The sequence below is a fragment of the Synechococcus sp. SYN20 genome (genome assembly GCF_014279555.1).
In the GTDB taxonomy this organism is placed as follows: Bacteria; Cyanobacteriota; Cyanobacteriia; order PCC-6307; family Cyanobiaceae; genus Synechococcus_C.
Genome location: NZ_CP047959.1, coordinates 1143136 through 1164060, shown reverse-complemented (window position 1 = coordinate 1164060; position 20925 = coordinate 1143136). Strand labels below are relative to the sequence as shown.

The window sequence follows — 20925 nt, the reverse complement described above, 5'->3', positions numbered from 1 at the left end:
AAAAGCTTTCGAGATCCCCAAAAATGAATGCCCCATAGCTTAGAAAGCTTGACGTGACAATGGCTTACATCTGCCTACCTAGGCACAAAAGAATTAACTGATTAAGCAATAGAAGCTAGGGTTAAACAGCCAAAAGAATTATTCACTAGTTTGATCATAAGGATAATGATTGGGAACAAAAAACTGTTCATTAATAGGTGGCCTATCATAGGAGCCCTGTTTTGGCCTTGGTGGTAATTCAATCGCTGGCGGAGTCATATCTTCCCATGGAACCTTGCTAAGAACATGCCTGAGACAATTAAGCCTTGCACGTCGCTTATCATCGGCTTCTACAGTGAACCAAGGTGCCTCAGGGATATTTGTGCTGGCAAACATTATATCCTTTGCCTCTGAAAACTCCACCCAACGATTACGTGCTTCAAGATCCATCGGACTGAGCTTCCAACGCCTGGTTGGATCATCAATGCGTGATTGAAACCGTGCCTCTTGTTCCGTATCACTCACAGAGAACCAATACTTCAACAACAACACACCACTACGAACCAACATTCGCTCAAACTGAGGGCAATCTTCAAGAAAATCCTCAACCTCATTAGGGGTACAAAACCCCATCACCCTCTCCACACCAGCGCGGTTATACCAGCTGCGGTCAAACACCACAATTTCGCCAGCAGCTGGAAAATGTTCCACATATCGCTGGAAATACCACTGCGTTTTCTGCTGATCAGAAGGGGTTCCCAAAGCAACAACTCTTGCGCCACGGGGGTTTAAAGGTTCAGTTAAGCGTTTAATCGTGCCTCCCTTACCAGCGGCATCCCGTCCTTCAAACAGAATGATCATGCGGAAGCCAGTTTCCTTGATCCAGTACTGCATTTTGACGAGTTGAGTCTGAAGCTCTTCCAGTTCAGATTCATAGATCTTTTTCTTGAGTCGTTCTCCGTTGTAACGAGGTCGTTGGAGTCCATCTTCCTGTCGATCAGTTAGAGCCGCAGTATTGGACTCACGTCCATCAAGCCCACCCATCTCCTTATCAGATAGGGGTTTGGAACCATTAGGTAGTGCCATTTCTTTGCTTTTGCTGTTGTGTTTTGACTTTTTGTTTTCCTTATGGCCCATAACGAAGCAATCAGCGCCCTCCCATTGGTGCCTCCCAAATCAACAAAAGGAACAGGACTTCATCTTTTCGCAACGTTCTGCATCATGAGGTCTATTGGCAGTGACAAACGAATAGCGAAGCGCCCTGGAACCTTCGAGTCATTCAAACCATCGGCATAACGGCAGTCGAGGTCGCCACCATGCAGACGTGCCACATGCACAACAATGGCCAATCCCAATCCACAGTGGCCCTGTCCTCCACGCGAGGAATCGAGGCGGTGAAACGGTTGAAGAGCCTGCTCAAACAACCGCTGAGGCATGCCATCTCCCTGATCCCAAACTTCAATCGAACATTGATCTGCAGTGCGCAACAACCTCAACACCACAGGGGCTTGGCCATAGGTGAACGCGTTATCAATCAAGTTGGCAACAGCTCGACTCAAGGCCACTGGCTTCACCATGACCTCAAATGTGTCCAACTGAAGCTGCAATTGATCGGCGGGATGACTGCTCGCCACCTCTGCCAGCAGTTGATCCAAAGGAACAGGCACAGAGAGTTCTTCATCACCGCCTCCTGCAAACAGAAGGAACTGACCTGTGATGCGTTCTAGAGATTGCAAATCTCCAGCACAACGTTCGCGTTCTTTTGCACTGAGTTGAGGTAAAGACAATCGAAACTGCAGCCGAGTGATGGGCGCGCGTAAGTCATGGGCTATCCCAGCAAGCATGGTGGCTCTTTCATTTCGATTGGCAGCCAAACGTCGGACCATTGCATTGAAACGGCGCGTAAGGCGCTGAACCTCAGGTGCACCACGAGCCGGAACAGCATCAGGATCAATTCCGTCACCAACCCGGGATAAGGCCTTTTCCAATCCTCGTAACGGTGCCTCTACCTCCACGAGAAGGAACAAGCCGCCACAAATCATGCCCGCCCCAACCAGTGATAACCCCAACAGGGTGGGCTCAGGCGGCCAGCTCATCGGAGCACGCACATTCACACGCAGCCAAATCGGTTCCAACGGTGAAATCAGCTCAATCCAAATTCCGCGTTCGCCCTCGTGATCTTGATCCGCCACAACCATCGGACAATGGGAGAGCCGCTCACAAAGCTGCGTCTGAAGCGCTTTCGCCTGGCGTTGAAAGCCTGCGGAAGGAATCTTTTGAACCGATTTGGGGTGGATCGCAACTGTGAGGTCAAGACCGGTGAGTTCAGTCACCAAATGGGGTGGATAGCGCTCTAGAGCCAACTCAGTGAGCCTTACATTGAGGGCCAAATCACGGCCGAGCTGCACCGTCTGAAGCTGCTCAAGCTGCTGTCCAAACAACACCTGTAAAACCAACAAGCAAAACGCCCAACTGCCGAGAGCAAGGCCACTCCAACCGAATAAAGATCGCAGTCGAACTTGCCACACCCGTGGGGTCATTCCATCCCTCAACGCGAACGAGGTTGTCCATCAGGAACGAAGACATAACCGTATCCCCATACCGTTTGGATATAGCGAGGACGCGCAGGATCTGGTTCAACCAGCTTGCGTACCCTCGAAACTTGCACGTCCATGCTGCGACTATCCGTATCAGACCCTGGTCCGCGAGCCAGCTCGATGAGTCGTTCTCTAGACAGAGGTCGATGGGGGTGCTGCACGAAAGCCGCCAACAAGCTGAACTCACCACTGGTAATAACAACAGGCTCGCCCTCGCGAAACAGGGTCCTGGCAGAAAGATCAAATTGATTTTCTCCGAACGTCACATCACCACCTTCAGCCAGGGGAGTTCCGGCAGGAATCGAGCTACGCCTTCTAAGCACTGCTTCGATGCGTGCTGACAACTCACGGGGAAGAAATGGCTTAGCGAGATAGTCATCAGCCCCCTGCTCCAAGCCAATAATGCGATCAACTCCATCTCCTCTGGCCGTCAACATGACCACGGGTAGATCGTCGCCAGCATCTCGCAAGCGACGTAAAGCTGACAGGCCATCATCGCCAGGCATCATCAAGTCGAGCACGATCAAGTCTGGGCGCTGAAAGTCCAGCCTTGCCTCTAGCTGCTTGACATCACTAAGACAGCGAACGTCATAGCCCTGATCAATCAAGTAGGTGCCCACCATCTGACGAAGCTCCGGATCGTCATCCACGACCCAAATCATCGAAGCTTTTTTGGCCGGGGAGTGCGAAGCGGTGCCGGAAGGTTGGGTCATCGCCACTTCAATTGAATGCTCCGATCGTATGGAGCATCAAGCAAACTGTCTCGCTGAGGCGGACCATGTCACAGTTAATTGACGATCTGTCATCACTCAGACATCTCTTCAGCAATCACACTGCATAGTCTTCTGTGATGGAGAAATGGGTACCTTTCACACTCGTTGCACTGGGGGCAAGCCTCCTGCTGCCAGACCAAGGTGCTCAAGCCAACCCTGTGCGTCGTTACGGCACCCGGATGGAGGCCTTATTCGTTCGGATGGATTCCAATCGTGATGGACGCTTAGAGAGAAGAGAAGTCAGTGGCCAGCCCTACCTCGAACGGAGATTACAGCGACACACAACCCGAAACTATTTGTTGATTGAAGACATCAGGCCCTCCGCTTCCCACCCAAGTGGTCTGCGATTGCAAAGACGATTTCAACAAGCCGATCAGAATTTTGATGGAAAACTTGATCGTAAGGAGGTGGCATCCCTTCCCTGGCTGCAACGGAATTTCGAAAGCCTGGACCGCAATGGAGACGGAGGCCTGACCTTGAATGAACTGTGGATGATGCAACGATCACTCGCCCCTCGATCGAGATCACGATAAGGAACAGTCAAGTTAGAGCATTTTTCGCAACCGGCGAGTCCGAGCCGAGCGGGAGTTTCGTTTTGAAGCTTCAGAAGAATATTGCGATTGCCTACGCGGAGATGATTTAAAAACAACAGAAAACGTGCGAATGAGTCTGATCAAACCTGAGAGAAGTGCCAACAAAGCCAATACAAGAAGTGCAGCAATCAGAATCACTGCCGACAAACCAAGAAATGCTTCCAACAGTTGACTGAGTCCACGAATTAAATCAGCGATCGCTTCACTCACAACAACGATTGCATCGACTTTGGAAGGTAACCAGCTCAAACCTGCAAGCAATCCGGAACCAACCATTAACAGAAGAACCGACTCCAAAAACAACCTCCAGACAGGCACTCGGCGGGAATGTCGTTTGTTTTTGCTAAAAACACGAAGTTCTCTTTGAGTGCGAGGAAGACGGGGCATATTCTTCAAGGTCATGACACTAATGACAACTTGGCTCGACGCATCCAGCGCTCAAATTCAATGAGAACCAACTCATTCGGGCACTCGATCAAACTGAGATCACCAACCGTGCAATCTCCGTAACCGCTGTGATGAAGGGTGAGTTGATAATCAGCACCACTTAAGCCACAAACCTCCGGATCGCTGCGCACAACGACATCCAGTGAAGCTCCAATCCTTGCGACACGACGTCTCAGATCAGACCAACTGGAGGACATAGAAGCCAAGCAATAAAAGCCAATATATGGGCGAAAACCACAATCGGCTCAACGTGATGGATCAGCTTGTGAAGGATCACTCACAGGGTCTGGACGGGGAGCCTCTATGGAGTCAGTAGGAGCCTTGGTGTCTTGGCTGGGCAATGGAACAACCATGGCCATGACCCCAACGACAACAAGAGCTACACCACCAAACATAGGTGCAGCCAAACGACGAACCAAGGGAACCCGCTCCACTAATTCACGACGACTCAAGGGGTGATTGATGATCTCGGGCCAAGAAATCGCCACGCGTTCGTCAGCACGAAGCGCATCTAGGCAGCGCAAAAGATCAGCAAGATCAGCATCATCCAACTTGATTTCCAACGGGGGAACATCAGGCTGACTACTGGTGAGGCCAAGCTGATGGCCACCATCAACAGGGCGGATGCTCACTGGATGATGCGACCAACCTTCAGGCCTGGAAACACCGGAGATTTGATGGCGTGCATAGGGAAAAACAACAGCCATCAACGCTTCAAGGTGATCGCGTTTCCCCTCCAGTTCAGGAGCACCAACCAATTGAAGACGCCAAGCAGACAAGATCCCAATCACGCTGTCGCCATGTCCAGACGAAAAGTCAGGAAGTCCATCCACCTCAAGCCTGGCCGCCGTTTGGTCGTAGCGATAAGAGAGTTTGAGCATCGAGATCATCAGGGTGTTGGGTCAAGAAGACTGGCCCGAAGGCGATCCACTCCACCGGGACCTGCAGCCAGCGCAAGAGTCAAAACAAGCTGTCGTTGAATCGACGAAGAGTGATCGGTGCTGAGCAAACGTTGAACAGCCCCCCGGCGGAGATTGAAGCGCTCAGCGATCAAATCCTTCAAGCGTTGGTCAACTAAAGCCCAACGCTGCTTGCTGAGGTCAGCGGGTTCACGACTCGAGAGAAGCTGGTGAAGCATCGGATAAAGCCGATCAGCCATGGCACAGAGAAGCCTGATAAGGGCCTCTGTTTCAGCCGAACCAAGTCGTCCACGACGCGTAGAACGACGAAGCGGGTTATGGCATCGACGCTTCCAAAGCTCTACCCGGTTTGGGAACAGACTTTCGAAGCCGAGTTGTTGGGTGGCCCAAAGCATGGCCTCCCCACCGTTGAAATCCAAGGACTCCACTGTGAGCAAAAGGAGATCGAGACGCTCCATCCCACGACGACCAAGCACAGCTATTGGCAAAGACGCTTCTGGAAGAGGAGTGACTGTTGCTTCAGTCATGGCTGGGTGGCGTACCGATTCGAGTCATACAGCTCCGAGTTCAATCAAGACAAGCTTGGATGCAGTGCTAACACACGATCAGAAAAGCCTGGACACGGCCTCCTGATCAGCAACCAAAATGTTTGACCTTATTCAAAACAATCCAACCTTAAGGCTTTAAACAATTCTTTCAAGGGAACGGCAGCAACAGCTGGAATTGACACAAGATCCCTGCCAAACAAGAGACGAGAGAACCAAGCAGAATAAGATTCTCACTCATCAATCGGATCTACGATGCGCAGACGGGCTGCACGAATAAACCCATAAAATGGGCACAAAGCAGCAACAAACCAACTCTAATTCACTCAGAAGACAACAAAAGATCTCCACTGCTCATAACGAGACAGTCCCTTGATCTGGCATGATACAAACGATTACTTTATCGATTGAAACTAATTTTCGAAGTCATAAGGCTCTATTGCGCCAGAGAAAAACTAAACTTTTGGAATAAGGTAGATCTTCTCCTCTCATGGATCAATTGAATCTGAGAGAATCAGCAGGAACGAGCTGATTAGAGGACACACGTCATCAAGCTCATCCACAGTCTTATCTGCGATAATTGCGTGTAAGTCTCACTAGAACATGTCCTTGGATCTTCGTCATTACATTCAAGATATTCCAGACTTTCCAAAACCAGGAATTCTCTTCCGAGACATATCACCGATGTTGCGTGATCCCGTGGGCTGGGCAGAGGTCATGGATCGTCTTGGAACGCTATGCGATTCGTTGAAGCCAGACCTGATAGTGGGAATAGAAGCCAGGGGTTTCATTGTGGGAATGGGTTTGGCAACGCAGGAGAAGCTGGGATTTGTTCCAGTACGCAAACCAGGAAAACTCCCCGGGCAGGTCTACGGAATTGATTACGCCCTGGAATACGGGACGGATCGCCTCGAGATTCATGCAGATGCCATGAGAGACGAACCGAGAATTTTGATTGTTGATGACCTTCTAGCAACAGGCGGGACTGCCTCGGCCACAACCGATTTAGTCAAGAAAGCTGGCGGTCAATTGGTGGGCTGCGCCTTCATCGTGGAACTCACAGCTTTAGGTGGACGCGGGCGTCTTCCCGATGACATCCGGGTTGAATCTCTGATTCACTACTCCTGAGCTTGCTGCCAGTCCAAAACATCTTGGTAACCCTGCAAGCTGAGCAGTCCAAAACTCCAGAGCACCACTGGCAGGGGAGCCTGTTCTAATTCGGCTTGGCGCAGGCCAAGATTGATGGCACTGGCACTCAAGCCAAGCTTGCCCTGCAAGTAGGCAAGCAAAGCAGCAGAAGGCTTGGGTTGTGGGTCACTACTAATGACCATTAAAAGCAATCAGTTCCACTCACTTTGGCAAGTTGTGCAGAAGGGTGCTTGGTCCATCTGACATCGCCTGCAGTGAAACCCTCCGAAACAAGCGAGAGTGCTTGAGCATGAAAAGACCGAGACGTCGTACGAACAGAACTGCTGACTGGCGGTTGGAGAACAAACGCACAAGAAGATCTGTGGCAAGCCCAACGGTTAGGAGATCGAAAAAACGGAGCCTGGTGTAGCGACCAGGAACAGCTTTTAGCCCACGCCGAGCACAGGAAGCAGACGTCATCAGTTGAAGGAGAGTTTCAACATCTCGCCAACAAAGATTGAGCCCCTGCCCCCCTACAGGATGACAACGATGACCAGATTCACCAACGAGAACAACATTCTGTTGATGCAGTTTTGGAGCAAAACTAATCTCTAAGGGGAAAGCAGCAGGTGAATCGAGCAACGCATCAGGTTCGAGACCGTTCGGAAGGATCGTGCAAAGCTGGTCAAGAAAGGCAGATGTTTCAAGAGCAGCTAACTGACGACATTGATGAAGAGGAGCACTCCATACCACCTGAAAATCAGTTTTACCCAGTGGGAGGATGGCTAAAGGACCTTCTGGCCTGAAACATTCGAAAGCTTTCTCTGAATCAATATTACGAAAACGAATTTTCGCTGTTAAACAACCCTGGGAATACGAGTGCGTCCACCAAGGAAATTTGAAATATGTGCGGGTCGGTGAACGTGGACCATCTGCTGCGATCACCAAACCAAAATCATGACTAAGAGGCAAAGAATGGTTGGCCACTTCGCCAAAAAAAAGATTGACATTATTAGATTTCTCTAATCGACTTATTAAAAGCGTCATCAAAGAGCAATGATCCAAAATCCAACCAATCGCTTGGGATGATCTGTTTGCTACTTGGAGATCTAGCTCAGTAAAATTTACTGACTGGTTGATACCACGATCCTCGAGACCCAAGGTCCTAAAGGGTGATAAAAAAGGAGATAAATCATCCCAAAGTCCTAATCGCGTCAGAAGACGTCTGGAGGAATGAGTTAGTGCGTATGCCCGACTACGAGAACAAATTTGATTGGAACTCAGAGGGTCATACAGATAGACCGTATACCCAAAGTTTGCCAGCCCAAGGGCAAGCAAACTTCCAGTTGGACCGGCACCATTGATCCGAATCGGAGCTAGGTAGCCGGTCATCACTGCGTTCAGCCGATGCCAAGAAGTCCACGGGTGAAGGCTTCACCACCCATGGCCAATTCAGTTGCAAGCAAGGCAATGAATCCGAGCATGGCCATGCGGCCATTCAACTTTTCTGCGCGCTCATGAAAACCCCAACCGCTCTCAACGTCCACGACTTCCATGCGTGGCTCGGTTGCGAATGCATTAAGACGGCCACCATCTTCTGTGGTGACGGTTGCACCACGGATGGTTGCTGCGTTTGTAGAGGCTTGAGTCATGAAGAATCTGTCGGTGTTTAAGAATTGTAACCCATTTGTGAAGAAACTTTGCGCAAGCGCATCCTGCAGAGGTCTTCGAACGCAGGTCGCAGCAGATATGGGTATTCTCCGATCCAGATCCGAAGACTTGGAAGCCAAGCATCGGTAAGGGCTCCCAATCTCGAAAAATCGTTGCGATCGCTCAGCACTACACAACGGATCAACGCTCCAGAGCGTATCGATGCATGCTGCTTGGTCATTGGGAAAGAAATCCGTCCGAGATAGCCGTCTTCATCAGCCAGCTCAAGCACCAACCACGTCCTTCGGTTTTCAATCAATTCGAGCCGACCGCTCGCATCAGCCTGCTCCCGTTGATTTTCAACGCGCTCCTGCCGAGAAGCCTTAACAACCTCCCCTTCAAAAAGAGCCGCCGCGGGGTAACGGCGCAACACTGCATTTTTTCGACCGGCTTCCACGATCGGTCCCCACAAGATGTAGAGAAAAAAAACGACGCCAATGATCAACAAAATCGAACCCCATCGACTGGATAACTGGCTCTGACTAATTAAGAGAGTGATCACCCCCCCAATCGTGGCAATCAAGAGTCGTTGAAGAATCTTTCGGGGATTACCAAGGGATGCTCTGAATTGCTGGCCTGTTGCCACAGCAGGAATCAACCGATACAACTCACCGGGACGAAGCGGAATCAACATCGTGCAACCCCTTAAAGAAGACGCTCGAGGCCGTACACGAGCGCCGGTAACTGTCGGACCTTACGGACGCAGAGCAAAACGCCTGGCATGTAGGCAGCCCGGTCAATCGTGTCGTGGCGCAGGGTGTAGGTCTCACCAGGGGAGCCAAACATCACTTCCTGATGCGCCACGAGACCAGGCAATCTCAAGGAATGCAAGCGCAGGCCACTTGGCCGCTGTCCTCCCCGACTTCCAGCAAGCGATTCATGCTCATCCACTTCTGATTCATTGAATTGTTTGCCTAGCTCCTCCATCAGTTCGGCAGTTTTGATACAGGTTCCACTAGGAGCATCGGCCTTGCGGTTGTGATGGAGCTCCGTCAGCTCTGCATGGTCATAAAAACGAGCAGCAGCGGCAGCCGCCTGTTGAAGCAACACCATCCCCACAGAAAAATTGGGAATCACAGCCCCACCAATAGATGCCTTATCAGAAAAGGATTGGAGGTCATCGAGTTGGGCGGGCGATAGCCCCGTGGTCCCGATCACGGGATGAACGCCGTAGGCAATCGCAGCTCTGGTGTTGGCATACACCACAGATGGATGGGTGAAATCCACCATGACGGCTCCTTTCCCAGGCCCTGCATCACGAACCGCCTGACTCGCAGAGCACAAGCAGCCCTCTAGATCAGCAGTCACAGCCACCTCAAGAGCATGAAGCCCAAGTAATTCGCCTACGTCTTGGCCTTCTTTACCAGGCGTGTTGTCCACTGCACCCACCAAATGGCAATCAGGAGCCATCTGCACAGCCCGAATCACTTCTGCACCCATTCGACCCAGCGCACCGGTCACCACAACGGGGATCGAGCCGGTCTGGATGTCGCTCATGAACGTGCTGCAGATGGACTCAGCCTATGGGGCCAGGCGCGGATGTAACACGAAATGCAGATCTCATGCAGAGCGGCACTCACACCCGTAAGCTTCTTTACATTGCTCATAAGTGCTGATGTTTACGCAGGTCCGTTCCGCTGATCGTCGGATTGTTCCTGCTGAGAACAACAATCATCAATCGGTCATGAAGGCCGTCTACGTCGTTCTTGAACCGCAATATCAGAGTGCGTTAACCCAAGCAGCGATCACCCTTAATGCGCAAAATGGTCCGATTGGGATCGAACTCTGTGGCTATCTCATTGAGGAACTTCGTGACGAAAATAATTATGCAGATTTTCAAAAAGATATTGCTGAAACCGACGTCTTTATTGGGTCCCTTATTTTTATTGAAGATCTCGCCCAAAAAGTTGTTGATGCAGTTAGTCCTCACCGCGATCGCCTGAAGGCCGCAGTGGTTTTCCCCTCAATGCCAGAGGTGATGCGACTCAACAAGTTAGGCAGCTTCTCGATGGCTCAACTCGGCCAGAGCAAAAGCGCGATCGCTGGCTTCATGAAAAAGCGAAAAGAAGCAGGTGGTGCAGGTTTTCAAGACGCCATGCTCAAACTCTTGAACACGCTTCCAACCGTGCTCAAGTATTTGCCTGTCGAGAAAGCTCAAGACGCTCGCAGCTTTATGCTGAGTTTTCAATATTGGTTGGGTGGCACACCAGATAATCTTCGAAATTTTCTGTTGATGCTGGCCGATAAATATGTATTTCCCGCATCAGAAGGTAATGATCGTCCTGATCTCGTAGTTGCAGATCCAGAAGTCTTTCCTGATTTAGGAATTTGGCATCCACTAGCACCTCAAATGTTTGAGGATTTAAAGGAATATTTGAATTGGACGGCAAGTCGTCCAGATCTCAACGACAAAGCCCGCAAGGGGCCAGTGGTTGGTCTCGTCCTTCAGCGCAGCCACATCGTGACGGGAGACGACGCCCATTACGTGGCAACCATCCAAGAACTTGAATTCAGAGGCGCACGCGTTATCCCGATCTTCTGCGGAGGCCTTGATTTCTCAAAACCAGTCAATGCGTTTTTCTACGACCCGCTCAATTCAGAGCAGCCCCTGGTGGACAGCATTGTGTCTCTTACCGGTTTTGCCTTGGTTGGCGGTCCAGCGCGTCAGGACCATCCCAAGGCCGTTGAATCGCTGAAAAAGCTCAATAGGCCTTATATGGTTGCCCTTCCATTGGTCTTTCAGACCACGCAGGAATGGGAGAAAAGTGATCTAGGCCTTCATCCAGTGCAAGTAGCACTACAAATCGCGATTCCCGAATTAGACGGCGCAATCGAACCGATTGTTTTGTCTGGTCGTGATGACGCCACTGGCAAAGCCCACACTCTTCAAGATCGCGTCGCCGCAATTGCTGAGAGAGCGATCCGCTGGTCATCATTACGCCTGAAACCACGGGCAGACAAAAAGCTTGCGATTACCGTTTTCAGCTTTCCCCCAGACAAGGGCAACGTGGGAACAGCGGCCTATCTGAATGTTTTCGATTCCATTCACAGGGTGCTTCAAGAGATGAAGGCCAAGGGGTACGACGTGCAGAACATGCCACGTGATGCCAAGGCACTGATGGAAACAGTGATCAACGATCCCGAAGCCCTTCAAGGATCACCAGAACTCTCGATCGCCCATCGAATGAGCATTGAAGAATATGAACGGCTAACACCCTATTCCGAACGCTTAGAAGAAAACTGGGGAAAACCACCTGGTAATTTAAACAGTGATGGGCAAAATTTATTGATTTATGGGCGTCATTTTGGAAATATCTTTGTAGGAATTCAACCAACCTTTGGTTACGAAGGCGATCCTATGCGCCTTCTCTACTCACGCAGTGCAAGTCCACACCATGGGTTTGCCGCTTACTACACCTATGTAGAGAAAGTTTGGGGAGCAGATGCCGTGCTCCACTTCGGCACGCATGGTTCTCTTGAATTTATGCCCGGCAAGCAAATGGGTATGAGTGAAACTTGTTACCCAGACTCCCTCATCGGAGCCTTGCCAAACCTCTATTACTACGCAGCCAATAATCCATCTGAAGCAACGATCGCAAAACGACGGGGGTATGCATCCACGATTAGCTACCTCACACCACCAGCGGAAAATGCTGGCCTCTACAAAGGACTTAAAGAACTTGGTGAGTTGGTAGGTTCATATCAACAACTGAGAGAAAGTGGTCGGGGCATTCAAATCGTTAATGCAATCGTAGATACCGCGCGTTTATGCAATCTTGATAAAGACGTCACTCTTCCCGACGATGATTCCTCTTATTTAACCCTCGAAAATCGCGACGCCGTTGTTGGGGCTATTTATCGCCAATTGATGGAAATTGAAAGTCGACTTCTTCCTTGCGGCCTTCATACCATTGGCAAGCCGCCCACAGCAGAAGAAGCCATTGCAACTCTGGTGAGTATTGCTGCTTTGGAGCGTGAAGAAGAGGGCCTACGTTCGTTACCCGGACTACTCGCTGAATCTCTCGGCCGCAAGATTGAAGACATCTATAAGGGAAATGACGATGGTGTTCTTGAAGATGTGGAACTCAATCGCACGATCACGGAAGTTTCGCGGGCGGCTGTGGGATCCATGGTGCGATCTCTTACAGGGGGCGATGGTCGCGTCAATATGCGCGAAAACTTTGGATGGTTCCTGGATCTGATCTCACGCTTTGGATTCAAACTGCCAATGCCTTGGTTCCGAGCCTGTTCGGCTGGTGGTTTCACAAGCGTCGACAGCACTGCGCTTGACACCCTCTTTACCTATTTGCGTTTTTGCCTTCAACAAATCTGCGCAGATATGGAAATGGAGAGCCTCTTAAGGGCTCTGGATGGTGAATACATTCTTCCTGGCCCCGGAGGAGACCCAATCAGAAATCCAGGCGTACTGCCGAGTGGCAAAAACATCCATGCTCTTGATCCTCAAGCGATTCCTACGAGGGCAGCCGTGGCTGCAGCAAAAATTGTTGTCGACAAATTGATCGAACGACAGAGAGAAGAACAGGGCGATTGGCCTGAAACCATTGCTTGCGTGCTCTGGGGAACAGACAACATCAAAACCTACGGAGAGTCACTCGCACAGATCCTTTGGTTCATTGGAGTTCGCCCCGTTCCCGACTCCTTAGGCAGGGTCAACAAACTAGAGCTCATTCCGCTTGAAGAATTAGGAAGACCAAGAATCGATGTTGTTGTGAATTGTTCGGGTGTGTTCCGAGATTTATTTATCAATCAGATGGCCCTGATTGATCAAGGTGTAAAAATGGCCGCCGAATCCGAGGAAGCCATTGAACAGAACTTTGTTCGAAAACATTCTCTTGAACAAGCAGAAAAAGAAGGAACAAGTCTTCGTGATGCTGCTTGTCGAGTGTTCTCTAATGCAAGCGGTAGCTACAGCTCTAATGTAAACCTCGCCGTTGAAAACAGTAGTTGGGAAGAGGAGGGAGAACTTCAAGAGATGTATCTCTCCCGTAAAACATTTGCCTTTAATGCTGATAACCCTGGTGAAATGGATCAAAAGCGTGACGTCTTCGAGTCAGTCATGAAGACAGCGGACGTAACGTTCCAAAATCTCGACTCCGCTGAAATTTCACTGACCGATGTTAGTCATTATTTCGACAGCGACCCCACCAAGCTGATTCAGGGACTTCGCGAAGATGGAAAATCTCCAACGAGCTACATCGCAGACACGACAACGGCGAATGCTCAAGTTCGCTCTTTAAGTGAAACGATTCGCCTCGACTCACGCACCAAACTCCTCAATCCAAAGTGGTACGAGGGCATGCTTGATTCGGGTTATGAAGGCGTGCGTGAAGTAGCTAAACGCTTGAACTTCACCTTGGGATGGAGTGCGACTAGCGGCTCTGTCGACAACTTTGTTTACGAAGAAGCCAATGAAACATTCATCAATGATCCAGAGATGCGCAAACGCTTACTGGAGCTAAATCCTCACAGCTTCAGGCGCATTGTTGGCACCTTACTTGAAGTCAATGGACGTGGATATTGGGATACATCGGACGAAAACATTCAACAACTTCAAGAACTCTATCAAGAAGTTGAAGATCGAATTGAAGGCGTCACGCCATAAATCTATAAAGTCCACAACAACGCATCACCCCTAAATCGTAGAAATTAAAGAATAATCTTAAATCATTAATTTAACCAGCATTCGAATTCAGATGTCGATTTTTTAATAATTTAAGCAATTCCTAAAAAACAATCAATAGTGCGTTGCCAAGTCAGAAAGTTTTCAATACCATAAATTCAATCAGGAACAAATACAGCGAAGCGCTAACAATGGAAAAATATCACTAATAAGCCTTATCGTGGCATCTGATAGCGCTCTGATTACGATGCAATCTGCTTGCAATTGCACAGTTCATTGAGACTTGCACGCCCAGTCATTCGCAGACGCTGCGAGGCCCAAAGTGCATAGATCCTGTTGATCAACGTTCCAATCAAAGGCCATTGAGTCGGGGCATAGATCCAACCAAGGCCAACCCAGCGATAAGCCTCTCGGAATACAGCTACATCCTGAAGAACCTCTCCGTCAGCTCGAATGGCGTGAATGCGTGCCATCGCCTCTCTATAACCAATTCCCTTCCATTGGGCTGGGTCGTATGTGTCCTGATCGATATCGACAAAAGCAAGCCTTCCATGAAGATCTCGGCGTTTCAAAAACTTGACTTCACGTAGACACAGAGGACAAGCTCCGTCATACAAAAGAGTGAGACTTGTTTCGCTCATCATCGACACTTAGAAATAGAGATCAGTTCTAGCGATTTGAACCAATAGCTGAGGCCATCGTCACCACTTGATGAATAGGTCCTACGTCGTGCACTCGTAAGACAGCTACGCCAGCATCAACGGCTCGAGCGCAAACCGCTGCCGTTCCCCAAAGACGAGCACGAGCCCTTGGTTCATCCAAAACAGCACCAATAAAACGTTTGCGCGAGGGTCCCAACAACAGAGGAATCCCTTCATCGACAAGGGTGTTGAGCTGCTGCAGAAGGGTGAGATTTTGGGCTGTTGTTTTGGCAAAGCCAAGGCCTGGATCCCAGATCAACTGGTCACGGTGCACCCCAGTCTCAACAGCTCGATTTGTTGCGACCCGTAATTCGTCCAGAACCCCCTGCACAACCCCATGTTCTCCGTATTCCGTACAGCGATCCATCGTTCGGCTCGTCCCGCGACTATGCATCAGGACAAACGGACAGCCTGCACGCGCAATCAACGGAAGCATCTCAGAATCACGACGTCCGCCGCTGATGTCGTTAATCCAATCAGCTCCTGCTTCAAGAGCTTGGTTGGCAACCGCAGCCAGAAAAGTATCGATTGAAATCAGAACCTTGGGGTGAGCCGCACGAATGGCTCTCAGTGTTGGCAACAAACGCCTGAGCTCCTCATCTGCGCCCACTTCATCAGAGTTAGGCCTCGTGCTTTGGGCTCCCAGATCCAGACAATCCGCCCCAGATGCAATCTGACGCGACGCCTCGGCCAAGGCACGATCGAGTTGATTGAACTGACCACCATCGCTGAAGGAATCGGGAGTGAGGTTGATCACTCCCATCACTGCCGTACGCGTGCCCCAATCCTTTGGCCAACGCATCAACCGTCAACTCTTGATGTAGTTCGCAATCCGCCCAAAGACTTCAGGGTCGAGCGAGGCACCACCCACCAACACCCCATCAATGTCGCTCATTCCCATCAACTGATCGATATTGCCTGGTTTCACCGAGCCCCCGTACTGAATGATCAAATCCGGTGAGCCAACCCAGCTGCGAATCAATCCACAGATTCGATTCGCTTCACTCGCTTCACACGTTTTACCGGTACCAATTGCCCAGATCGGCTCATAGGCCACCACCAGCTGGCTGGGATCAAGACCCTCTAAGCCCTGTTCAACCTGACGACGGATGACCCGCTCAGCCTCACCCCGGCTGCGCTGCTCGTCGCTTTCACCAACGCAAACAATGGGAATCAATCCATTGGTTTGGGCTGATCGAGCCCGGTGGTTGATCTGTTCATCACTCTCACTGAAGTACTTGCGCGGCTCGCTGTGGCCCACGATTGCGTACTCAACGTTGTGCTCCTTGAGCATGCTCGGAGAAATTTCAGCGGTATAAGCACCCTCTCCCTCCCAGTGCACGTTCTGACTGGACAATTCCAGGCGGGTGCCATGGCTCAGCTCAGCAAGCGTGCTGATGGCCGTGAACGGTGGTGCCACCACCAAATGCCGGTCATCGGGCAGCTCTGCAATAAGGGGAAGAAACGTGCCCATCCAGGCCCTGGCTTGCGCACATGTCATGTGCATTTTCCAGTTGCCAGCAATCACCGGTTTGCGCACGCTTCGTTCCTCTGCATCTCAGCAGCTGACAACTTAAGGCCCAGCCTGAAGAGAATCCGAAACTTCAGCGGAGTCGACACCCATTTGGACGCAATCGCCGGCTTTCAGTTGACGGCCACGCCGCTGCTCCAGGTCACCATTGACGAACACGTCACCCCCCTGAATCCTCAGCTTGGCTTCTCCGCCCGTCGCCACCCATCCCATCCATTTAAGGAATTGATCAAGTCTCATTCCTGCACCTATCAATCCAATCACCATTGATAGTCTGACCTGATGCTGAAGCCATCAGAAGCGGGATTCCGCAGGTTGATACCACTGCTGCGACCTCACAGGCGGCTCCTAACGATCGGCACACTGTGCATGCTGGTTTTTGTCAGTAGCCAGTTGGTGTTGATGCGACTGATGGGCCAACTGTTGCCCGATGTGGGATCAGGCGATCTAAAGCGCATCCTGCCTGTCATAGGCCTGGTTCTGTTGGTGTTCGCGATCCAAAAACTTGCTCAATTTGGCCAAGACTCCCTACTCGCAGGTCCTGCTTTACAAGTCAGCCAGTCGCTGAGACGAGACCTGTTTCAGAGGCTTCAAAAGGTACAGCTCGGTGCCTTGGAAAAGATGTCGTCTGGAGATCTCACCTATCGGCTCACGGAGGATGCTGACCGTGTGAGTGAGGTGATTTATAAAACCCTCCACGACAGCATCCCGAGTGCTCTGCAATTGGTGGCCGTTCTTGGCTACATGCTTTGGCTTGACTGGAAATTAACCCTCGCAATCCTGCTGCTCGCACCCTTCGTTGCCTGGCTGATCAGCCTGTTTGGAGCGAAAGTGATGATCGCCACAGAACGCAGTCAAAAAAAAGTCAGTGAGCTGGCAGGTCTACTGGGAGAGGCCATTGAAGGGCTACCTCTCGTACGCGCCTTTGCCGCAGAACCCTGGTTAGAGAGCCGTTTTGAACAAGAAATCGATCAACACCGGCAAGCTCGTTACAACACCTATCGGCTTGTTGCTCTTCAACATCCCGTGGTCGGGATCATTGAGGTCCTGGGTTTCGCCACAGTTCTGGTCTTGGCAGCGATCAGGATCAGTAGTGGGGATCTAGGTGTCTCTGAGCTGATTACCTACCTCACCGGGTTGGTGCTCCTCATCGATCCGATCGCCCATGTCACCGCGAATTACAACGAATTTCAGCAGGGACAATCCTCGCTTCGCCGTCTGCGTGAAATCGAGAAAGAACCCTCGGAACAGGCAGATCCGGTTCCATCGATTCCCCTAGACCGCCTGCGCGGAGACTTGAACTTCGATCAAGTCGAGTTTGCTTACACACCAGGACAACCCGTTCTTCAAGACTTCAATCTCTCGATCCAGGCCGGACAAGTTGTAGCCCTTGTGGGACCTTCAGGTGCTGGCAAGACCACCCTTTTTTCTCTGCTCCTGCGGTTTAATCGCGTTAACAAAGGTCAGCTTCTTTTTGACGGTAAAGATCTCAGCAAAGTCAGCGCGCGCGACTTGAGACAACAAGTGGCTCTGGTGCCGCAACGCAGCAGTGTCTTTTCTGGAACGATCGCAGAGGCGATTCGATTTGGTCGGCAGGCCACGCAAGAACAGCTCCAACAAGCCGCAAAGCTTGCCAACGCCCACGACTTCATCATCCGTCTCCCAGACGGCTACAACACGCGTCTTCAGGAGCGAGGCACCAACGTTTCAGGGGGACAGCTCCAGCGCATCGCCATCGCGAGAGCTGTGCTTGGAAATCCCGCAGTGATGTTGTTGGATGAAGCCACCAGTGCCCTCGATGCAGAAGCGGAGGCCTCCGTTCAACTGGGACTTAAGCAAGCCATGCTGGGCCGAACAGTGATTGTGATTGCCCATCGTTTGGCAACAGTTCAGGAAGCCGATCTCATTGTTGTTCTCGAACATGGTCGTATAAGCCAACAAGGCAGCCACGACGATCTAATGAGTCAGGGCGGTAGATATCGAGAACTCTGCGAAAGACAATTCATCCGCGTCAACGAATGATTGGTTTCAAATAACACACCAGCCAATAAGATCTTTGCGGTTGCTTTCCATTGATGACCAGTTCTTCCGTTTCCCAAGACCAGAATCCAATTCTGACCTTTGAAGGAAAACGCTATGACCTCAATAAGCTCCCAGATGACCTGAAAGAGCTCGTGAGAGGAATGCAGGTCGCCGACGCCCAACTACGCATGCATGAGGACACCCTCAAAGTGCTGGCAGTAGGACGTCAGTCCATGGCCATGCAACTCAACGACCGACTGAAAGAAGTTAGCCCTCTTCCTGAGAACGGTTGAAGTTGTAGTCGCTGGTGAGTTTAAAAATCACTGGCGACAGCAGGAGCAAAGAGACAAGGTTTGGAAGAGCCATCAGGCCATTCAGAGTGTCAGCGACACCCCAAACAACACCACGATCTCCTGCCACTGAGCCGATCACAACAACGGCAACCCAAACAAAGCGGAAGGGCTTGATCGCCCTTTCGCCAAACAAGAATTCAGTGCAGCGCTCTCCGTAGAAACTCCAACCGAGCACGGTGGTGAACGCAAACACAACGAGACCAGCAGTAACGACCCATCCAGCTCCGTTCAAGCCCGTGTTGAACGCCAAGATCGAGAGGTTGGCCCCGGACTCACCCCCGCCATAAACACCGCTGGTAATGATGACCAATGCCGTCAACGTGCAGAGAATCAAGGTATCAATCACGGTGCCCAACATCGCCACGGTGCCTTGACGGACTGGATCATTCGTTTTGGCAGCCGCATGAGCAATCGGTGCACTGCCTAAACCGGCTTCGTTGGAAAAAATACCGCGCTTAAATCCCATCAAGACCACCTGTCCTACCGCTCCACCAACAGCAGCTTCACCACTAAAAGCATTAGAAAAAATGGTTCCAAAGGCAGCAGGGACATCAACGATATTTATTCCTAAAACAACAATGCAAGCAAGGATATAGAAGATCGTCATGGCTGGAACCAGGGCTGAGGCTGCTTGAGATATCCGGTCAATACCACCAATAATCACAGCAAAAACAAGAACACCAAGAACCAATCCGGTCACCAACCTGGGGATACCAAAAGCTTCCAAGGCACTAGAGACTTCAAAACACTGAACGCCATTACCGATCCCAAAGCCAGCCAGCATTCCAAACGTGGCAAACAACACCGCAAGCCATTGCCAGTTCTTACCTAGACCGTTGCGGATGTAATACATCGGACCACCGACGTGATTTCCAAGAGCATCCACTTCCCGATATTTCACAGCCAACACAGCCTCGCCATATTTGGTTGCGATACCAAACACAGCAATCACCCACATCCAAAACACAGCCCCTGGTCCACCCACGGCGATGGCCCCAGCCACACCGGCGATATTGCCCGTACCGATCGTGGCAGACAGGGATGTCATCAAGGCTGCGAAAGGGGAAATATCTCCTGTTTCAGAAGCCGTAGACCTAGTAGCCAGCACACGAACGCCAAAAATCAAGCGTTGCAATGGCATCAATCGCAAGCCGAACATCAAAAGAATGCCCGTCGCTGCGATCAAGATGACCATTGGCCAACCCCAAACGACCCCATTAATGGGGTCGTTGATCGCCGAAATAAGTGTTTCCATCCATCAACTGATACTCAGCAGATGATGACACATTTCAGGCGCTTGTCAGGTCAATAAAGCGAAAAGTCTGCTCACTAGCAGGAGAATCTCCGCAAGCATCCGTACGAATTGTGCGCTCGCTCAGCACCCAAGAACCACCATCAGAGACGGGGACAAAGGTGTCGGTAAAGCGATTCATTCCTCCGCGCACGTCTCCCGTGGCTGGATCTGAGTATTGACTTGTGTAGGAATGACTGAGGTAGCCATCTCCTGTATCGGTCGTACTTTCGGTGTGAATGGTTACAACCGTTCCATGAATGTGGCGATGAACCATGGTGACAACATCATTTTTAATGCGGTACTTATCACCTTGACCCTTGCCACCAATAATGACTTCAAGGCCCTCGTTCGTGCAATCACCAGCGGTAAATGTATTTTCAGAATGAGTCTGTTCGAAAGTGCGACGCACACGATGAATGCACACTTCCCACAACTGTGAAGCAAATGCCTTTTCAACTTCAGCATCTGAAACCCCTTCAACCTTGGCCTTTAAATCAGCGCCAACACGGAAAGTGCCTTCAACAGAGCGATCACCTTGTAGCCAGATGCAACGACCTGAATATCCAGCAAATCCTGGATCCCAGGTGTAACGGTTTTGATAAGCGGCACGAAAAGCATCCCGGCAATCGCTACCTGGAGCGATCACTGTCTTGGAGGTCGTGGTCAAGAGATCAACAGCAAGCTTTCAAAA

23 protein-coding genes are annotated in these 20925 nt (G+C 50.7%); 5 read left to right on the top strand and 18 right to left on the bottom strand.

The annotated features are described in order from the left end of the window. Window positions 1-138 precede the first annotated feature (138 nt). The 3 genes from ppk2 to SynSYN20_RS06075 form a co-directional block, all read right to left on the bottom strand. Complete coding sequence (gene ppk2 / locus SynSYN20_RS06085) at window positions 139-1023, bottom strand: polyphosphate kinase 2 (RefSeq protein ID WP_370586728.1); 885 nt, start codon at window positions 1021-1023, stop codon at window positions 139-141. Between the two features lie 152 nt (window positions 1024-1175). Next, the gene (locus SynSYN20_RS06080) at window positions 1176-2519 is read right to left on the bottom strand and encodes an ATP-binding protein (protein WP_186525139.1); all 1344 of its coding nucleotides are present in this window, start codon (window positions 2517-2519) and stop codon (window positions 1176-1178) included. An 8-nt stretch (window positions 2520-2527) separates the two neighbouring features. Further along, the gene (locus SynSYN20_RS06075) at window positions 2528-3238 is read right to left on the bottom strand and encodes a response regulator (RefSeq protein WP_186525499.1); all 711 of its coding nucleotides are present in this window, start codon (window positions 3236-3238) and stop codon (window positions 2528-2530) included. A 188-nt stretch (window positions 3239-3426) separates the two neighbouring features. Between SynSYN20_RS06075 and SynSYN20_RS06070 the strand changes: the two genes are divergently transcribed. Continuing rightward, the gene (locus SynSYN20_RS06070) at window positions 3427-3882 is read left to right on the top strand and encodes an EF-hand domain-containing protein (protein WP_186525138.1); all 456 of its coding nucleotides are present in this window, start codon (window positions 3427-3429) and stop codon (window positions 3880-3882) included. Window positions 3883-3894: 12 nt separating this feature from the next. Here SynSYN20_RS06070 and SynSYN20_RS06065 read toward each other — a convergent pair whose 3' ends face one another. Genes SynSYN20_RS06065 through SynSYN20_RS06050 form a run of 4 tightly spaced genes read right to left on the bottom strand, consistent with a single transcriptional unit; the run spans window position 3895 to window position 5836 of the window. Then, entirely contained in the window at window positions 3895-4344 is a 450-nt protein-coding gene (locus SynSYN20_RS06065; RefSeq protein ID WP_186525137.1) for a hypothetical protein, read from the bottom strand. After that, complete coding sequence (locus tag SynSYN20_RS06060) at window positions 4341-4586, bottom strand: hypothetical protein (RefSeq protein ID WP_186525136.1); 246 nt, start codon at window positions 4584-4586, stop codon at window positions 4341-4343. The genes SynSYN20_RS06065 and SynSYN20_RS06060 overlap by 4 nt, the downstream gene beginning before the upstream one ends. A gap of 48 nt (window positions 4587-4634) precedes the next feature. Then, the gene (locus SynSYN20_RS06055) at window positions 4635-5270 is read right to left on the bottom strand and encodes a DUF4335 domain-containing protein (protein WP_186525135.1); all 636 of its coding nucleotides are present in this window, start codon (window positions 5268-5270) and stop codon (window positions 4635-4637) included. Window positions 5271-5278: 8 nt separating this feature from the next. Continuing rightward, entirely contained in the window at window positions 5279-5836 is a 558-nt protein-coding gene (locus SynSYN20_RS06050) for a DUF3038 domain-containing protein (protein WP_186525134.1), read from the bottom strand. 627 nt (window positions 5837-6463) lie between these two features. On the opposite strand from SynSYN20_RS06050, the gene SynSYN20_RS06045 reads away from it, so the two are divergent. Then, the gene (locus SynSYN20_RS06045; RefSeq protein WP_186525498.1) at window positions 6464-6982 is read left to right on the top strand and encodes an adenine phosphoribosyltransferase; all 519 of its coding nucleotides are present in this window, start codon (window positions 6464-6466) and stop codon (window positions 6980-6982) included. Here SynSYN20_RS06045 and SynSYN20_RS06040 read toward each other — a convergent pair. The 5 genes from SynSYN20_RS06040 to dapB all read right to left on the bottom strand — a co-directional run bounded on the left by SynSYN20_RS06040 (window position 6973) and on the right by dapB (window position 10189). Continuing rightward, window positions 6973-7185, bottom strand: coding sequence for a DUF2949 domain-containing protein (locus SynSYN20_RS06040; RefSeq protein ID WP_006852436.1), 213 nt, complete (start codon window positions 7183-7185; stop codon window positions 6973-6975). The genes SynSYN20_RS06045 and SynSYN20_RS06040 overlap by 10 nt on opposite strands. Window positions 7186-7204: 19 nt before the next feature. Then, complete coding sequence (locus tag SynSYN20_RS14680; RefSeq protein WP_370586719.1) at window positions 7205-7927, bottom strand: FAD-dependent monooxygenase; 723 nt, start codon at window positions 7925-7927, stop codon at window positions 7205-7207. Window positions 7928-8382: 455 nt separating this feature from the next. Next, window positions 8383-8634 carry a high light inducible protein gene (locus tag SynSYN20_RS06030; protein ID WP_186525132.1) on the bottom strand — a complete coding sequence of 84 codons (252 nt, stop codon included), beginning with the start codon at window positions 8632-8634 and terminating at the stop codon, window positions 8383-8385. A 17-nt stretch (window positions 8635-8651) separates the two neighbouring features. Beyond that, window positions 8652-9326 (bottom strand): hypothetical protein, encoded by a 675-nt coding sequence (locus tag SynSYN20_RS06025; RefSeq protein ID WP_186525131.1) that lies wholly within the window; start codon window positions 9324-9326, stop codon window positions 8652-8654. Between the two features lie 11 nt (window positions 9327-9337). Beyond that, window positions 9338-10189: a 4-hydroxy-tetrahydrodipicolinate reductase gene (gene dapB / locus SynSYN20_RS06020; RefSeq protein WP_186525130.1), complete on the bottom strand. Its 852-nt coding sequence runs from the start codon at window positions 10187-10189 to the stop codon at window positions 9338-9340. A gap of 118 nt (window positions 10190-10307) precedes the next feature. On the opposite strand from dapB, the gene SynSYN20_RS06015 reads away from it, so the two are divergent. Then, complete coding sequence (locus SynSYN20_RS06015) at window positions 10308-14315, top strand: magnesium chelatase subunit H (protein WP_186525497.1); 4008 nt, start codon at window positions 10308-10310, stop codon at window positions 14313-14315. Window positions 14316-14575: 260 nt separating this feature from the next. Here the strand turns inward: SynSYN20_RS06015 and SynSYN20_RS06010 are convergent, their stop codons facing one another. From SynSYN20_RS06010 to SynSYN20_RS05995, 4 genes are read right to left on the bottom strand one after another with little or no spacing between them, the layout of a single operon-like run. Beyond that, a complete protein-coding gene (locus SynSYN20_RS06010; RefSeq protein ID WP_186525496.1) occupies window positions 14576-14977 on the bottom strand; it encodes a thiol-disulfide oxidoreductase DCC family protein in 402 nt (133 codons plus the stop codon). Between the two features lie 25 nt (window positions 14978-15002). Continuing rightward, window positions 15003-15836, bottom strand: coding sequence for a dihydropteroate synthase (folP, locus tag SynSYN20_RS06005; protein WP_186525129.1), 834 nt, complete (start codon window positions 15834-15836; stop codon window positions 15003-15005). A 6-nt stretch (window positions 15837-15842) separates the two neighbouring features. Beyond that, on the bottom strand, window positions 15843-16574 hold the full coding sequence (tpiA, locus tag SynSYN20_RS06000; RefSeq protein ID WP_186525128.1) for a triose-phosphate isomerase: 732 nt from the start codon (window positions 16572-16574) through the stop codon (window positions 15843-15845). 33 nt (window positions 16575-16607) lie between these two features. Continuing rightward, complete coding sequence (locus tag SynSYN20_RS05995; protein WP_255476390.1) at window positions 16608-16805, bottom strand: RNA-binding S4 domain-containing protein; 198 nt, start codon at window positions 16803-16805, stop codon at window positions 16608-16610. 42 nt (window positions 16806-16847) lie between these two features. Here SynSYN20_RS05995 and SynSYN20_RS05990 point away from each other — a divergent pair, with 42 nt between their 5' ends. Further along, window positions 16848-18587: an ABC transporter ATP-binding protein gene (locus SynSYN20_RS05990; RefSeq protein ID WP_186525126.1), complete on the top strand. Its 1740-nt coding sequence runs from the start codon at window positions 16848-16850 to the stop codon at window positions 18585-18587. Between the two features lie 53 nt (window positions 18588-18640). After that, window positions 18641-18880 carry a DUF6447 family protein gene (locus SynSYN20_RS05985; RefSeq protein WP_186525125.1) on the top strand — a complete coding sequence of 80 codons (240 nt, stop codon included), beginning with the start codon at window positions 18641-18643 and terminating at the stop codon, window positions 18878-18880. Here SynSYN20_RS05985 and SynSYN20_RS05980 read toward each other — a convergent pair. Further along, on the bottom strand, window positions 18855-20195 hold the full coding sequence (locus SynSYN20_RS05980) for a sodium:alanine symporter family protein (RefSeq protein ID WP_186525124.1): 1341 nt from the start codon (window positions 20193-20195) through the stop codon (window positions 18855-18857). The genes SynSYN20_RS05985 and SynSYN20_RS05980 overlap by 26 nt on opposite strands. A gap of 34 nt (window positions 20196-20229) precedes the next feature. Next, window positions 20230-20901 (bottom strand): DUF3386 domain-containing protein, encoded by a 672-nt coding sequence (locus SynSYN20_RS05975; protein WP_186525123.1) that lies wholly within the window; start codon window positions 20899-20901, stop codon window positions 20230-20232. Window positions 20902-20925: the final 24 nt, after the last annotated feature.